The 15,969-nt window shown below is 62.4% G+C and carries 13 protein-coding genes; 8 read left to right on the plus strand and 5 right to left on the minus strand.

Annotated features, from left to right (window positions below; genetic code table 11):
* Positions 1–58 precede the first annotated feature (58 nt).
* On the plus strand, positions 59–526 hold the full coding sequence (locus ISX84_RS13625; protein WP_195820931.1) for a DUF1203 domain-containing protein: 468 nt from the start codon (positions 59–61) through the stop codon (positions 524–526).
* 80 nt (positions 527–606) lie between these two features.
* On the plus strand, positions 607–783 hold the full coding sequence (locus ISX84_RS13630; RefSeq protein ID WP_195821310.1) for a zinc-finger domain-containing protein: 177 nt from the start codon (positions 607–609) through the stop codon (positions 781–783).
* Here the strand turns inward: ISX84_RS13630 and ISX84_RS13635 are convergent, their stop codons facing one another.
* Positions 784–1,356 (minus strand): hypothetical protein, encoded by a 573-nt coding sequence (locus ISX84_RS13635; RefSeq protein ID WP_195820932.1) that lies wholly within the window; start codon positions 1,354–1,356, stop codon positions 784–786. It lies immediately after the preceding gene.
* On the opposite strand from ISX84_RS13635, the gene polA reads away from it, so the two are divergent.
* Entirely contained in the window at positions 1,318–4,122 is a 2,805-nt protein-coding gene (gene polA / locus ISX84_RS13640; RefSeq protein WP_195820933.1) for a DNA polymerase I, read from the plus strand. The two genes, ISX84_RS13635 and polA, sit on opposite strands and share 39 nt — an antisense overlap.
* Positions 4,123–4,260: 138 nt before the next feature.
* Here the strand turns inward: polA and ISX84_RS13645 are convergent, their stop codons facing one another.
* The 3 genes from ISX84_RS13645 to ISX84_RS13655 form a co-directional block, all read right to left on the minus strand.
* A complete protein-coding gene (locus ISX84_RS13645; protein WP_195820934.1) occupies positions 4,261–4,503 on the minus strand; it encodes a DUF2798 domain-containing protein in 243 nt (80 codons plus the stop codon).
* A 78-nt stretch (positions 4,504–4,581) separates the two neighbouring features.
* On the minus strand, positions 4,582–5,325 hold the full coding sequence (locus ISX84_RS13650) for a hydroxypyruvate isomerase family protein (protein WP_195820935.1): 744 nt from the start codon (positions 5,323–5,325) through the stop codon (positions 4,582–4,584).
* A 71-nt stretch (positions 5,326–5,396) separates the two neighbouring features.
* Positions 5,397–5,972 (minus strand): DUF1285 domain-containing protein, encoded by a 576-nt coding sequence (locus tag ISX84_RS13655; RefSeq protein WP_195820936.1) that lies wholly within the window; start codon positions 5,970–5,972, stop codon positions 5,397–5,399.
* A gap of 69 nt (positions 5,973–6,041) precedes the next feature.
* Between ISX84_RS13655 and ISX84_RS13660 the strand changes: the two genes are divergently transcribed.
* The 5 genes from ISX84_RS13660 (at position 6,042) to ISX84_RS13680 (ending at position 15,176) form a co-directional block, all read left to right on the plus strand.
* Complete coding sequence (locus tag ISX84_RS13660) at positions 6,042–7,049, plus strand: AAA family ATPase (protein WP_195820937.1); 1,008 nt, start codon at positions 6,042–6,044, stop codon at positions 7,047–7,049.
* A 23-nt stretch (positions 7,050–7,072) separates the two neighbouring features.
* The gene (locus tag ISX84_RS13665; protein WP_195821311.1) at positions 7,073–7,951 is read left to right on the plus strand and encodes a DUF58 domain-containing protein; all 879 of its coding nucleotides are present in this window, start codon (positions 7,073–7,075) and stop codon (positions 7,949–7,951) included.
* Positions 7,948–10,725: a DUF4159 domain-containing protein gene (locus ISX84_RS13670; RefSeq protein WP_195820938.1), complete on the plus strand. Its 2,778-nt coding sequence runs from the start codon at positions 7,948–7,950 to the stop codon at positions 10,723–10,725. Before ISX84_RS13665 ends, ISX84_RS13670 begins: the two co-directional genes overlap by 4 nt.
* The gene (locus ISX84_RS13675) at positions 10,722–12,764 is read left to right on the plus strand and encodes a glutamine amidotransferase (protein WP_195820939.1); all 2,043 of its coding nucleotides are present in this window, start codon (positions 10,722–10,724) and stop codon (positions 12,762–12,764) included. Before ISX84_RS13670 ends, ISX84_RS13675 begins: the two co-directional genes overlap by 4 nt.
* 135 nt (positions 12,765–12,899) lie before the next feature.
* On the plus strand, positions 12,900–15,176 hold the full coding sequence (locus tag ISX84_RS13680) for a response regulator (RefSeq protein WP_195820940.1): 2,277 nt from the start codon (positions 12,900–12,902) through the stop codon (positions 15,174–15,176).
* On the opposite strand, the gene yaaA is transcribed toward ISX84_RS13680, so the two are convergent.
* Positions 15,161–15,940 (minus strand): peroxide stress protein YaaA, encoded by a 780-nt coding sequence (gene yaaA, locus ISX84_RS13685; RefSeq protein WP_195820941.1) that lies wholly within the window; start codon positions 15,938–15,940, stop codon positions 15,161–15,163. The genes ISX84_RS13680 and yaaA overlap by 16 nt on opposite strands.
* Positions 15,941–15,969: the final 29 nt, after the last annotated feature.

Here is a 15,969-nt window from a genome sequence, read left to right on the forward strand (position 1 = left end):
GCAGCCACCTCTTCATGGCACACCCGTCGCAGCAAATACGCGGAAAGGGATACCGAACATGCCTAATTTCATTGCCTTAGAGACGGATATGGTCCGCACTATTCAAAACGGTGGTCTGGACATCAACGGTCAGAAACCGCAGCGCAAAACCTCCACGGGTGCCGGCAACCCCTGCCGACACTGCCTCAGAGACGTGCCTGAGGGAGAGGAGATGCTGATTCTCGCGCACCGCCCCTTTGACGGGGTGCATGCCTATGCCGAAACCGGGCCGATTTTCCTGTGCGCCAAGCCCTGCGCGCGCGGCGGCAATTCGGCTGATCTGCCCACAATCCTGACGACATCACCGGATTACCTGGTGAAAGGCTATTCCGCAGATGAACATATCGTCTACGGCACGGGCGAAGTCGTTGCGACAACGGATATTCAGGCCAAGGTTGCCGATGTCTTCAACAACCCCGAGGTTGCGTTCATCCACGTCCGATCTGCACGCAACAACTGCTATCAGGCCCGAATTGAACGCGATTGACCTATGGGGGTGCGGATGGGCTTGCCCCACGCCACGGCTTTGGCCATAACGGCACGGCAAAGCCAGAGGACGCCTTTTCCATGCAGCAGCCGCCCGAAACCAAGATCGTCGAGAGTTTCCGCATCGCCTGTGACGGTGGTGAAGGCGCCTTGGGACATCCGCGCGTATGGCTGCAGATCCCCAAGGATACCGGTTGGGTCGAATGCGGCTATTGCGATTGCAAATACATCCACAAGGATTTTGCAGATAAGGCCTGATCAGCTGATCGGGGTAGGCGCGCCATTGCACATCAACCGCGCATTGATGTCATCGCTGCCGTTCTGCATGAACTGCTTGATCGCATTGCCGGACCACGCACGGATCTGAACACCGTCCTCTGTGACACCCGATCCGATCGTTGTACCGGTCGACAGGTCAATCGACGTATAGGTGGCATACCCTTTGCGCCCGTCGGCACACTCAAAGTTCGCACGACCGTACCCGCGCTCTCTGTCCGATACCCAAGTTCCCCGGCAAAGAACACCTTCGTTCGTTGCACCGAAGATTGAACCTTCGGTTGCGCCCGTCGCGCGACCGACAAAAGTGATGTTCTGATTGTCACTAAAACAGGCAACGACAGCCACGCAATATTCCGTGCCTTCAGGCAGATCGTCGCAAGCGGTGCTTACCGTCCATTCGGCAGTAGCCTGCGATCCCAGAAGGGTCATTGCGGTGGTGCCAGCAATGCAGGATAACATCGCAATAAGGTGCATGGGCATCATTCCGGTTCGGGATAAAAGAGGGCAATTCAAATGAGCACTAGCGGTTTCGGTAAAGGCTGTCACCTGCATCTGATCGATGGATCAGCGTTTATCTTTCGCGCATACCATGCGTTACCGCCGCTGACACGCAAATCCGACGGGCTGCCCATCGGGGCCGTGTCGGGCTTTTGCAACATGCTGCAGCGCTACGTGGAAACCAACACCGGGGACGATGCCCCGACCCATGTGGCAGTGATCTTCGACAAGGGCAGCCATACCTTCCGCAACGAGATGTACGACCAGTACAAGGCCAACCGCGAGGCCATGCCCGAAGACCTGCGCCCGCAGATACCCCTGACTCGCCGCGCCACGGTCGCCTTCAACATCGCCTGCGAAGAGAAGGAAGGCTTTGAGGCCGATGACATCATCGCCACGCTCGCCGTACAGGCGCGGGCTGCGGGGGGCCGGTGCACCATCATCAGTTCCGACAAGGACCTGATGCAGCTGGTGGGCGACGGGGTCGAGATGCTCGATGCGATGAAGAACAAGCGCATCGACCGCGATGGGGTGTTTGAGAAGTTCGGCGTCTACCCCGACCGCGTGGTCGACGTGCAGGCGCTGGCCGGCGACAGTGTCGACAATGTGCCCGGCGCACCCGGCATCGGCGTCAAGACCGCCGCCTTGCTGATCAACGAATACGGTGATCTCGACGCGCTCTTGGACCGCGCCGAAGAGATCAAACAGCCCAAGCGCCGGCAGACCCTGATCGACCACGCCGAGCAAATCCGCCTCTCCCGCAAGCTGGTGCTGCTGGACGAAAACACCCCGCTGGATTTCACGCTCGACGATCTGGAGGTGCGCACACCGGACCCCGACCAGCTGATGCCGTTCCTTGCGGAAATGGAATTCCGCACACTCACCAAACGCATTGCCGAGAAGCTGGATGTCGAGCCGCCGGAGATCGACGACACGCCGGCCTCCGCTCCGGACGCGCCTGAGATCGAAGAGGTGCCGTTTGACCGTGCAGGCTATTCCAAGGTGGGCACCGCCGAGGAGCTGCAGGCCTGGATCGACCAGATTTACGAGCGCGGCTATGTTGCCGTCGACACGGAAACCACCGGGCTGAATGAGATGACAGCCGATCTGGTAGGCATTTCGCTCTGCGTCGAATCGGGGCAGGCCTGCTATGTGCCGCTCATTCACAAAAAAGACAGTGGAGACGGTCTTTTCGGCTCCGATGATCTGGCCGAGGGGCAATTGCCCGTGGATGAGGCGCTTGAGATGCTGAGACCGATGCTGGAGGATCCGTCGATCCTCAAGATCGGGCAGAATATGAAGTACGATCTGAAGATTTTTGCCCGCCACGACATCACCGTCGCCCCCATCGATGACACCATGCTGATGTCCTACGCCATGCATGGCGGGCTGCACAATCACGGCATGGACACGCTGTCGGACCGCTACCTCAACCACACGCCGATCCCGATCAAACCGCTGCTGGGCTCTGGCAAATCCGCGATCACCTTCGACAAGGTGCCGCTGGAGGATGCGGTGCCTTACGCCGCTGAGGACGCCGACATCACCCTGCGGCTCTGGCAGCAGTTCAAACCCTCGCTGCACCGCACCCAGGTCACCCGCGTTTACGAGACCCTCGAACGGCCCCTGGTGCCGGTGCTGGCGCAGATGGAACGGACGGGCATCAAGGTGGACCGCGATACGCTCAGCCGCATGTCGAACGCCTTCAGCCAGAGTATGGCGGGGCTGGAAGCGGAAATCCACGAGCTGGCAGGTCGCAGCTTTAACGTCGGCAGTCCCAAGCAGTTGGGCGAGATTCTCTTTGACGAGATGTCCCTGCCTGGCGGGAAGAAGGGCAAGACCGGCGCCTATGCCACCGGCGCAGATGTGCTCGAAGACCTCGCGACCGAGCATGAATTGCCCGCCCGCGTTCTGGACTGGCGGCAGCTTTCCAAGCTGAAATCGACCTACACCGATGCGCTGCAGGATCACATCAATGCTGAAACGGGCCGTGTGCACACGTCTTATTCCATTGCCGGTGCGTCAACAGGGCGACTAGCGTCCACCGATCCAAACCTGCAAAACATCCCGATCCGCACCGAGGAAGGCCGCCGCATCCGCGAGGCCTTTGTGGCCGAAGAAGGCAAAACGCTGGTGGCGCTCGACTACAGTCAAATCGAGCTGCGCATCCTCGCGCACATTGCCGATATCGACGCGCTGAAGGAGGCCTTCAAGCGCGGCGATGACATTCATGCCATGACCGCCTCGGAAATGTTCGACGTGCCCATGGACGAGATGACGCCCGAAATCCGCCGCCGCGCCAAGGCAATCAACTTTGGCGTGATCTACGGCATCTCGGGCTTTGGTCTGGCCCGCAACCTGCGCATCCCGCGTGGCGAGGCGCAGGAGTTCATCAACCGCTATTTCGAACGCTTCCCCGGCATCCGCACCTATATGGATGACACCAAGGCCTTCGCGAAAGAGCACGGCTATGTGCAGACGCTCTTTGGTCGGCGCATTCACACGCCCAACATCGGCGCCAAGGGCCCGCATGCAGGCTTTGCCGCGCGCGCCGCGATCAACGCGCCCATTCAGGGGACCGCCGCAGATGTGATCCGCCGCGCCATGGTGCGCATGCCCGCCGCCATCGAAAAGCTGCCTGCCAAGATGCTGCTGCAGGTGCATGACGAACTGCTCTTCGAAGTGGATGAGGGCGCCGAAGACGACCTGATCAAAGCGGCCCGGGATATCATGGAAGCCGCCTGCGACCCGGTGGTGAAGCTCGACGTGCAGCTCAGCGTCGATGCAGGACAAGGTGCCAACTGGGCCGTCGCACACTAAGGCTGAAATCCTCCCACACCGGGTGCCGCTGTCCCGCCCGGCGGGCACCGCCGGGCAGCGCCCGCCCCCCTTCGATGGGGGTAAGGGCGCTCCCTCAACTCCAGATACCCGCGGTACAGAGTTGCAGTGCGTCCGCGCTTAAACCTGCGTTTGCGTGTCTTGCCGGACCAACCGCGCCACGAGGCGGCGGGTGATGGGCGCCACGACCAGAACCGTGGGGAAGGCCACCGCCCAGCTGGGCAGCCAATTGCTCATCCATAAACCAATGAAACCATCGATCCAGCCCACGGTGCGGAGCGTGGCGATGCCCGAGACGATGAAAGACATCAACCCCGACAGGATCAGGCCAAAAAGAACATGTTGATAGCGGGCTGGGATCATCAGCTTCTCCATTGCAGGCCGCCAGACCATAGACATATCCCCGTGGTTTGACACGTGCAGCCACGCACAGATCGCCCGCTACCAGCGCAGCCTGTCGAGATTGCGCCGATGCACCTCCGGCGCCGCCATAGGATCATTACCGACACCCACCCATCCATCATAGGCGATGTCCATCAGACCCGTCGACAGCGCTTCCAGATCGGCAGACCCACCCGGCGCGTCAGAAACCTGCACCTGTCGGATCAGCTTGGCGTGGGTTTCCAGCACCTCGACCGGATCACCGTGCATCACCTCCGCTTCATAGCTGTCGAACTGCAGGCCCACATTCGGCGCATCAACCTCGTTCAGGATCTCAGCCGCGAGGTCGTAGCTGTTCAGAAAGGAGCCGGGCAGGTCGTCCGCATTGGCCGGGCTGATGGTGAGTAGCAGACCTTCCGGTGCGGCCTCCGCCGCTGCTTGCAGGTTCTGGATCAGGGTCTGACGCGCCGCATCCCCCTCGGCCACGCCGGGCAAAAGCTGCAGCACTGGCGTGCGCAGCGCCGCGCAATAGCGTATCGCCCGCCGCAGATCATACTTGAACCGGTCCGCCGCCTCCGGCACGGCCGCAAATCCACGCGCACCGCCCGTGTAGTTTGGAGGCGGTGCCGCCATCAGCACCATCGAAAGCCCCGCGCGCAGCAGGGCGCGCTGCGTCTCCTTTGCGGGCATTTCATAGGGGTAAAGCACCTCGACCCCATCAAATCCCGCCTCCGCCGCCACTTCGAAACGGTCGAGATAGGGCAGGTCAGGCCAGAGCGCGCTCAGGTTCGCAGCAAACTTCATGTGGTGATCCGGTGTCAGCTTTCAGGCGCGACCGTAGGGTGCCGTTGCGGCCACCGCAAACCGCTTTCGTCTCACGGCAATTCCGCGCTTGGAATGATCGGGAAGAAGGTGCCTTTCGACCACACCCCGAACCAATTGTCGTGATGCACGCCCAGATCCACCAGCCGATAAAAGCTCTTGCGATCGATCAGCGCTTCAAGCTCGGCGCGTATGCGAATGTAAGGCGATGGCTCACCGGTCTCCGGGTCACGTACCACCCGGATGGGCAGATCCGCGCTTGCCACTGCCCTGTCCTCAACCTGGGTCTCAAAGGTCAGCACCTGATCTTCGCCCGCGCCGCTGGCCTCGAAATCCACCGCCACGAAAGGCGCATCATCCACCGTGATCCCAACCTTCTCGACCGGGGTCACGAGGAAGTATTTCTCCCCTTCCTTCTTGAGAATCGATGAAAAGAGTTTCACCAATCCCGGTCGGCCAATGGGTGTCCCCTGGTAAAACCACGTCCCGTCCCGCGCGATCCGCATATCCAGATCCCCGCAAAACGGCGGATTCCAGAGATGCACGGGCGGCAATCCGCGTGTTTTTGCGGCAGTTAACGATGCCGCAAGACTTTCTGCCGACGGTGTCACGGTTTTTTGTCCACTCATTGCTTTTGCCATTTCCCATGCGCACGTTAGAGTTACATTCGAACATATAATTCTTTGGAGCACGTTGTCATGAGCGAAGCAGAAGACATGGTCGCGGAGATCGAAGCCCTTGGCACGCGGCTGGGTGAGGCCAAGGCGTCAATCACCAAGCGCTTCATCGGGCAGGAACGCGTGGTGGAGCTAACGCTTGCGGCATTGCTGTGCGGCGGGCATGGACTTCTGATCGGTCTGCCGGGCCTCGGCAAGACACGGCTCGTTGAAACGCTGTCGACCGTGATGGGTCTGCATGGCAACCGCGTGCAGTTCACGCCGGACCTGATGCCGGCGGATATTCTGGGCTCGGAGGTGTTGGATACTGCGGCCGATGGCTCCCGCGCCTTCCGCTTCATTCAGGGGCCGATTTTCTGCCAGTTGCTGATGGCCGATGAAATCAACCGCGCCTCGCCCCGGACACAATCGGCGCTGCTGCAGGCGATGCAGGAGAAAACAGTCACGGTTGCAGGCGAAAACCGCACGCTGGGCGTGCCTTTCCACGTGCTGGCCACGCAGAACCCGATTGAACAGGAAGGCACCTATCCGCTGCCCGAAGCGCAGCTGGACCGTTTCCTTGTGCAGATCGATGTGGCCTATCCGGATCGCGATACCGAACGCGATATCCTGCTGGCCACCACCGGGGATGCCGAGGAAGAATCCACCGAGGTCTTTACAGCCGTCCAGCTTCTGGAGGCGCAGCAGTTGCTGCGGCGGATGCCGGTCGGCGAAAGCGTGGTCGAGATGATCCTCGATCTGGTCCGCGCCTTCCGGCCAGAGGAAGAAGGCGCCTCGCAACAGGTTCGGGAGACCGTCGCCTGGGGGCCGGGCCCTCGTGCGGCACAGGCGCTGATGCTGACCGTCCGCGCCCGCGCGCTGCTGCAGGGCCGTCTGGCGCCGTCCGCTGAGGATGTGCTCGATATGGCGCGCCCGGTGCTCAGCCACCGGATGGCGCTGAACTTCGCGGCACGGGCCCGCGGTGACAGCCTCGCAGGTCTCATCGACACAACCGCTGCAGAGCTGGCCGGGGCGAAGGCCGCCGCGTGACCCCAGCAACGCCCCTTCCCTACGTGACCCAGCCGACCACGTTGCGCGCCGCAGCCGAGACGCAGGCGGCAACCTTGCCGGCGCTTTTGGCACGTGCGGAACATCTGGCGGGGGCCGTGCTGCTGGGGGACCACGGGCGCAGGCGGGCTGGCATGGGCGATGATTTCTGGCAGTACCGTCCGGCGCAAAGCGGCGACAGCCGACGGCTGATCGACCACCGCCGCTCGGCCCGGGGTGACACGGAATTCGTGCGCGAACGCGAGTGGCAGATTGCCCAATCGGTCATGCTCTGGATCGACCAAGGAGCCTCCATGCGCTTTGCCAGCACCGATGATCTGCCCCTGAAAGCAGATCGGGCGCGGCTCTTGGGGCTGGCCTGTGCGATCCTGCTGGTGCGCGGTGGCGAACGCGTGGGGCTGACGGGCACCACCCTGCCGCCCCGGCGTGGCAATACCCAGATCCTGCGGTTGGCCGAAGCCTTCACCACGGATGCGGCCGAAGACTATGCCCCGCCCGAGCACCGTGCGATGATCCCGTCGGCGCGGGCGCTCTTCATCTCGGATTTCATGGGCGACGTCGAAGAAGTCAAACTGGCGCTCACCAAGGCCGCTGATCGAGGTGTGCGCGGCGTTCTGCTGCATGTGCTTGACCCCTCGGAAGAGGCCTTTCCCTTTCGCGGGCGCACCATCTTTGAGAGCGTCGGCGGCAGCCTGCGCCACGAAACCCTGAAAGCAAATGATCTGAGGGATCGCTATCTGGACCGGCTGGCCGCCCGCAAAGAGGAGCTGCAAAAGCTCTGTGCGCTGACCAGCTGGCAATACGGGCTGCACCACACGGATGCCTCGGCGCAATCGGCCTTGCTCTGGCTCTACCGGGCGCTGGACACCGGGGGCACGCGATGACGGTTCTGGGCGGCATCGGCTTCACCGCGCCCTGGCTCTTGCTGGCGCTTCTGGTCCTGCCAATCCTCTGGCTGATCCTGCGGGCCGTGCCCCCTGCGCCCATTCGGCAGCGTTTTCCGGGCGTGGCACTCCTGCTGGGTCTCAAGGACGATGAAACCGTATCCGACCGGACGCCGTGGTGGCTCCTGCTGCTGCGCATGCTGGCGGTTGCTGCCATCATTCTGGGCCTTGCCGGACCGGTCCTGAACCCGAACGAAGATCAGGCGCAGGGCACCGGGCCCTTGCTGATCGTGCTGGATGGCAGCTGGGCCGGGGCAACCCGCTGGTCCGAACAGGAAGAGGCCATTGCCGCACAGCTGACCCGTGCCAGCCGCGCCGGGCGCACGGTTGCCTTCCTTGACATGGCCCGCCCGCAGCCGCCCGTGTTCCAGACGGCGGATGTCTGGCGCAGCCGCCTGCCGGGCTTCCGGCCAGCCCCATGGCAGCCGGATGCGGCGCGGACCGCCCTCGCCCTGTCCTTTGTCGCAGAGACGGACGGCTTTGACACGCTGTGGTTCAGCGATGGGCTCGACTATCCGGGGCGCGACAGGGCGCTTGCCGCCTTTGAAGCAGAGGGAAGCGTTGAGGTTTATCAGACAGCGGCGAATGTCGTGGCCATGGCACCAGCAGGCTTTGAGGATGGTGCGGTTCAGCTGACGGCACTTCGCGCGGCGCCGGGGCCGGAGCGTGAAGTTGTCGTGCAGGCGCAGGGACGTGATCCGGCAGGCAATGCCAGCATCCTCGCCACGGCCACGGCCACCTTTGGTGATGGCGAAACCACAACCTCCACCGCGCTGTCGCTGCCGTCAGAGCTGCGCGCGCGCATCACCCGGTTCGATCTGCAGGGACAAAGGTCCGCCGGCGCCACGACACTGGCCGACGATGGGTTGCGCCGCCGCGAGGTGGCCCTGATCGCGGGCCGGGAAGGCCGCGAAGGTCTGGAGCTGCTGTCGCCGCTGCATTATATCGAACAGGCCCTCGCCCCGAATGCGGATCTGATCCACGGCGCGCTCAGCGATGTGCTGCCTGCCAACCCGGATGTGATCGTTTTGGCGGATGTGGCCACACTGTCGCCGTCCGAGACCGAAAGCCTCGGGGCCTGGATTGATCAGGGCGGCATGCTGGTCCGCTTTGCCGGGCCGCGCGTGGCGGCAAGCGACGTCAGCCGCATTGACGAGGACCCGATGATGCCGGTGCGCCTGCGCACGGGCGGGCGCACGGTTGGCGGTGCCATGAGCTGGGGCGCGCCCAAGGCGCTGGCCCCCTTTCGCGAAGCCTCTCCCTTCTTCGGGCTGAGCATTCCGGACGATGTGCAGATCACCAGCCAGGTCATGGCCCAGCCCGATCCAACATTGGCCGAACGCGTGATCGCCGAGCTGACCGATGGCACCCCGCTGGTGACGCGGAAAGCCCGCGAGCAGGGGCAGATCGTGCTTTTCCACATTACGGCAACGGCAGACTGGTCCACGCTGCCGCTTTCAGGCCTGTTCGTGCAGATGCTGGAACGCCTGGCGATCTCCAGCTCCTCCTCGCGCCCGGACGCTGCGCAGCTGGAGGGCACCACATGGACGCCAGAACAGGTGATGGACGGCTTCGGCACCCTGCGCGATGCAGGCAACCTGCCCGGCGTTCCCGGCGCGGACCTGATGACGGCGCCGCCCGGCCCGGACATGCAGCCGGGCATCTACACCTCCGGGGATCGCCACCTGGCGCGCAACGTGATTGAGGCGGACAGCACCCTGACGCCGGTTGCATGGCCCGCGCGCATTCCTGTGAAAGGTTTTGCCGTTCCGCCGGAACAGCCCGTGGCCGGGTGGCTTTTGAGCCTGGCAATCCTGCTGTTGCTCGCGGATGTCGTTGCATCGCTGTCTCTGTCCGGCAGGTTGCTGGGCCGCGTAAACCGCGCCGCAATGGCCGCGATGCTGGCTGCACTGCCTCTGGGGCTACCGCAGGACGCGCAGGCGCAAACCGCCGACGAGGACGCCTTTGCGCTGAACGCCACCGCCGAGCTGGCGCTGTCCTACGTGCTGACGGGCAACCGCAGTATTGACGAGATGTCGGACGCAGGCCTGCGCGGGTTGTCGGATACGCTCTTCTTCCGCACGTCCGTTGAACCCGCCGCCCCGGTGGGCGTGGATCTGGAGACGGATGAACTGGCGTTTTTTCCGGTGCTCTATTGGCCGATCACACCCGATCAGCCGCGCCCCTCTGCCGAAGCCTATGGCAAGCTCAACGAATACCTGCGGTCGGGTGGCCTGATCCTGTTTGACACGCGCGATGCGGATGTGGCGCGGTTCGGCGCGGCAAGTCCCAACGGACGCAAACTCCAAGACCTCGCCGCCCCGCTGGACATTCCACCGCTGGAACCGCTGCCGACGGATCACGTGTTGACCCGCACCTTCTACCTTCTGCAGGATTTCCCCGGACGGCACAGCAGCCGCGATGTCTGGGTCGAGGCCGCGCCGCCCGATGCCGAACAGGTCGAAGGCATGCCCTTCCGCAATCTCAACGATGGCGTCACCCCGGTGGTGATCGGCGGCAATGACTGGGCGTCCGCCTGGGCGGTCGGCACGTCAGGCGCACCGCTTGTGCCCATCGGTCGCGGTTTCACCGGTGAACGGCAGCGCGAACTGGCCTTTCGGTTCGGCGTCAATCTGGTGATGCATGTGCTCACCGGAAACTACAAATCCGATCAGGTGCACGTGCCTGCGCTGCTCGACAGGTTGGGCCAATGACGGGCAGCATCATCTTTGACCCGCTTATCCCATGGTCCCTGTTGGTCATGGTCGGGATGATCGCCCTGATCAGCGTGATGCTCGCCGCCGTGCGCGGGTTGAACGGATGGGCGCTGCGTGCCCTGGCCGCTGCGGTTGTTCTGGCAGCACTGACGGGCCCGTCCTATCAGGTCGAGGATCGCGCGCCCCTCACCGATATCGTGATGCTGCTGGAGGACGAAAGCGCCAGCCAAACGCTCTCGGACCGGCCGGAGCAGGCCAAATCCGCCGCGGATGATCTGGCAACCCGCATCGCCGCCCGTCCCAATACCGAAGTCCGCCGCATCACCGTACCGGATGGCGAAGGGGACGCGGGAACCGAATTGATGACGGCCTTGTCTGCCGCGCTGGCCGAAGAGCCGCGCGCGCGCGTTGCAGGCATTCTCGCCTTCAGCGACGGGCAGGTGCATGACGCCGATCTGCCGCTTGATCTGCCCGCCCCGATGCACCTTCTGATGACCGGGAAATCCACCGACTGGGACCGCCGTCTTGAGATCCGCAACGCGCCCGCCTTTGCGATCATCGGCGAGCCGGTGACGCTGACGCTCAGAGTGGAGGATATGGGCGCCACGCCGCAGGGCTCCGGCATGGCGCCGCTGGAAATCTCCGTCGATGGGGACACCCCGCAAAGCTATCAGGTGCCTCTGGGGCAGGACATCGAACTGCCGATCACCCTGCCGCACGGCGGGCGCAACGTCATCCAGTTCACTGTACCCGAAGCCGATGGAGAACTGACCGACCGCAACAATACCGCGCTCGTGCAGATCAACGGCGTGCGCGACCGGTTGCGTGTCCTGCTGGTTTCGGGCGAGCCGCACCCGGGCGGGCGCACCTGGCGCAACCTGTTGAAATCAGACAGCTCCGTCGATCTGGTGCATTTCACCATTCTGCGCCCCCCTGAAAAGCAGGATGGCGTGCCGGTGAGCGAGCTCAGCCTGATCGCGTTTCCAACGCGGGAGCTCTTCCTCGAAAAGATCGATGACTTCGACCTGATCATCTTTGACCGCTACAAACGGCGTGGGATCCTGCCTGCGCTCTACCTCGACAATGTGGCCAACTACATCCGGCAAGGCGGCGCGGTTCTGGTGGCAGCAGGCGCGGATTTTGCAGGCGCAGACAGCATCTATCGCTCCCCCCTGGGTGAGGTTTTGCCAGCCCAGCCGACCGCACGGGTGCTTGAAGAACCCTACCGGCCGATTGTGACCGATCTGGGCAAACGTCACCCGGTCACGACCGGGCTGCCCGGTGGCGGCGACTGGGGCCGCTGGCTGCGCCAGATCGACGTGGCGCAACCGCAGGGTAACACGGTGATGTCCGGCGTCGATGACCGCCCCCTGCTCATTCTCGACCGGGTGGGCGAGGGACGCGTGGCCCTGCTGGCCTCCGATCATGCGTGGCTCTGGAATCGCGGATACGAAGGCGGCGGGCCGCAGCTGGAACTGCTGCGCCGGCTTGCCCACTGGATGATGAAAGAGCCGGAACTGGAAGAGGAATCGCTGACCGCCGAGGCCACGGGCCAGACCATGCGGATCAAGCGGCGCACCCTGTCTGACGACGTGCCGCCGGTGACCTTGACCGACCCATCGGGCAATACCGCCGAGCTGAACCTGACAGAGACAAGCCCCGGTGTGTTTGAAGGTGTGTTCGAAGGGCCGGAAATCGGGCTCTACCGGTTGGTCAACGGCGATCAGAACGCGGTCATCGGTCTCGGCCCCGCGGCCCCTCGCGAGTTTGAACAGACAATCGCCACGTCGGAGATCCTTGCGCCGGTAATCGCGGGCCTGCGTGGCGGCGCCATTGCTCTGGAAGATGGTCTGCCCAGGCTGCGGAATGTGCGCATTGGCCGCCCTGCCGCCGGACGGGGCTGGATCGGCCTGACGCCACGGGATGCTTTTGAAACGCGGGATGTGCGGCAAACCAACCTGCTACCGGGGTGGCTGGTGCTGCTCCTGTCCTCTGCCCTGCTGATTGGCGCGTGGTTGCGCGAGGGTCGACGTTAACACATTGCCATGTTTTTCCGAATTTCTTCGGCAAATCGGGCGCGTTTTCAGCGTCCGATAAGCTCCGGTTAAACAGATGTTCACCACATCGGTAGACAGTGCCGCCAAAAGGGTCAGAAGAATGCCGGTGGCCGGATGAGTATCGCCAACAGATTGGCAGAGGAGCGCCGTGGACGACTAGCCGCAGAACGCCTGCTTGAACTGAAGCAGGCGGAGCTTTTTGCTGCAAACCGAAAACTTGGCGAACATGCCAAGGCGCTGTCCCATGAAATCGTGGAAACCCGTGCCGAAGTCGCGACCGTGCGCAACGAAAACCAAAAGGTGAAATCCGACCTTTCCGCAGCCCACGAAAAAATCGAACTGGTGGAGCGACGCCTGTGGCACTCCATCGAAACCATCAATGACGGTTTTGCCTTCTTCACGCCCGATCTGCAGATGATCATGGCCAACCGGTCGTATCTTGCGGTCTTCGACAAGCTCGAAGAGATCAAGCCAGGGGTCAGCTATGTCACGATCCTGCAGGTGTTAACCGATGAGGGTATCGTCAACGTTGGCGATAAAACCCCTGCGGCCTGGCGTCAGGAGATGATTGAGCGGGTTCAAAGCCCGGAGCCCGAACCTGTCACCATCCGGCTGTGGAATGGCGAATACATCAAGGTGATCGACCAGCGGGGCCCGGATGGGGACATCATTTCGCTGGGTCTCAACATCACCGCGACGGTTGAATACGAAAAGAAACTCAAGGCCGCGCGCGAGAGTGCCGAAACCGCCAACCGGGCAAAATCCGCCTTCCTCGCGAATATGAGCCACGAAATCCGAACCCCGATGAACGGTGTTGTCGGAATGGCGGACGTGCTTGTGGACACGCCGCTGACCGAAGAGCAGCGGCTTTATGTCGATACGATCAAGAATTCCGGCGAGGCGCTGTTGGTTATCATCAATGACGTGCTGGACTATTCCAAGATCGAAGCCGAACGGTTGCAACTGCACCTTGAACCCTTCGATCTGGAGCAATCCGTGCTTGAGATCATCATGCTCCTGCAATCCTCCGCGCGGGACAAGGGACTGGATCTGATGCTGGATTACGATCTCTTCCTACCCTCGTCGTTTGTGGGCGACCGCGGACGCATGCGCCAGATTCTGACGAACCTGATGGGCAACGCCGTCAAATTCACGGCCAAAGGCCATGTCAAAGTCAAGGTGCGGGGAGAGCCCGACGACGCCACTGGAGAAATCGCTCTTTCTGTGACGGTAGAGGACACCGGGATCGGCATCGCCGAAGATATGATCGAACACGTCTTTGGCGAATTCAACCAGGTTGAAAACGAACGTAATCGCCAGTTTGACGGCACCGGGCTGGGCCTCGCGATTACCAGTCATCTGGTGAAACTGATGGGGGGCCGCGTCTGGCTAACATCAGAGGAGGGCGTCGGGTCTTGTTTCGGCTTCGAGGTCACCCTCAAGGCAGCCGACGGGATGCAGCTTGAACATCCGGATCTGCCCGAACGGCTGCGCCATGTCATGGTGATCGACGACTTCGAACCAAATCGCGAAGTGCTCTCCCTGCAATTGCAGCAATTGGGGCTCAAGGTCACTTCCTGCGCCGACGCCGCCTCGGCTCTGGCGCTCCTGGATCGCAGCGTGGATCTTGTGCTGGCGGACCACATCATGCCCGAGATGAACGGGCTCGAATTTGCCAAGACCGCGCGGGATGCCGGACACAACATGCCGATACATCTGCTCAGTTCAAACGTTGGCTACGCGCAGGCAGATGCAGCAAGAGAAAACGTGGATGTCATTTCGCAACGTCCCTATCCGCGCCGCGACATGCTGCACTGGCTCGCGTCCTGGGAGGGGCGGCCCGATGCGCCGGGTAAGACGCAAGACTCTGTCGAGAACGATGGGGACCCAGCCTTTGCCCACCGTGATGCAGCTGCCGCAACGGCGGACGACCCGGCACCGGCAATCGAGGAAGCACCCGCTGCCGAACCACGCAAGATGCGTGTATTGGCCGCAGAGGACAACAAGACCAACCAGCTGGTCCTTCGCAAGATGCTCAAGGATTTCGACGTTGATCTGAAGTTTGCCAATGACGGGCTAGAGGCGGTGGAGGCCCATACCGCCTTCGACCCTGACTTGATCTTCATGGATATCTCCATGCCGCGCATGGATGGGAAGGAGGCGACCCAGAAAATTCGCAAAAAGGAAGAAGAGACAGGCCGGCACGTCCCGATCATCGCCCTGACCGCCCACGCGATGGAGGGGGACAACGTTGATATTCTTGCGGTGGGATTGGACCATTACATGTCGAAACCCGTGCGCAAGGCAGAGATGCATCAACACATTCTGGACTACTGCCCGGCGGGGGCAGTTCCGCCGCGCAGCGACGCGCCCAGTCAGGCAGCCGGGTAATCGCGGATAAAAACCGGCGCATCAGAGGCCGATAGATCAGCGCGATAGCGATATCCCTCCCAGTCAAAACCCTGAAGATCTTGGTCGTCTGTCAATTGGTTCTGGATCACGTATCGCGCCATGGCGCCCCGTGCTTTCTTGGCAAAGAAGCTGACGATTTTCGGGCCTTTGCCGTCTTTCCTGTCTTCCATGAAGGAGGGTGTAATCACGCACAGTTTCAGGGCCTTGGGCGCAACCGCCCCAAAGTACTCCTGGCTCGCGCAATTGATCAAAACCTCTGCCCCCACCGCCTCAGCTTGCGCATTCAACGCCTTGGACAATCCATCGCGCCAATAATCGTACAGGGTTTGGCCCCGGCGGGTTTTCATCCGGCTGCCCATTTCCAGCCGGTAGGGCTGGATGGCATCCAGCGGTCGCAGCAATCCATAGAGCCCGGAGAGAATGCGCAAATGATCCTGCGCCCAATTCATATCATCTGTGGACAGAGACCCGGCCTGAAGCCCCTGATAGGTATCGCCCGCAAAGGCAAGCGCGGCAGGGCGCGTGCGTTCCGCGTCCGGAACCTCCTCGAAAGCCGCAAACCGGTCCCGATTGAGCCGCGCCAGATCATCCGATAAGTCCATCAGCCCTTTCAGCTTTCCGAGCGTCAGATTGCGCGCGGTCTTTACCAGGCGGATTGCATCCTCCTGAAAATCGGGCGCGGTTGCCCGAACGTCCCGCTTCGCCCAATCCAGCCGCTTGGCCGGTGAAATGACCACCAACATCTTTTATCCCCCATCGCGTGTCCACGCAC

The sequence above is a fragment of the Roseobacter sp. MH60115 genome (assembly GCF_015644665.1).
GTDB lineage: Bacteria > Pseudomonadota > Alphaproteobacteria > Rhodobacterales > Rhodobacteraceae > Roseobacter.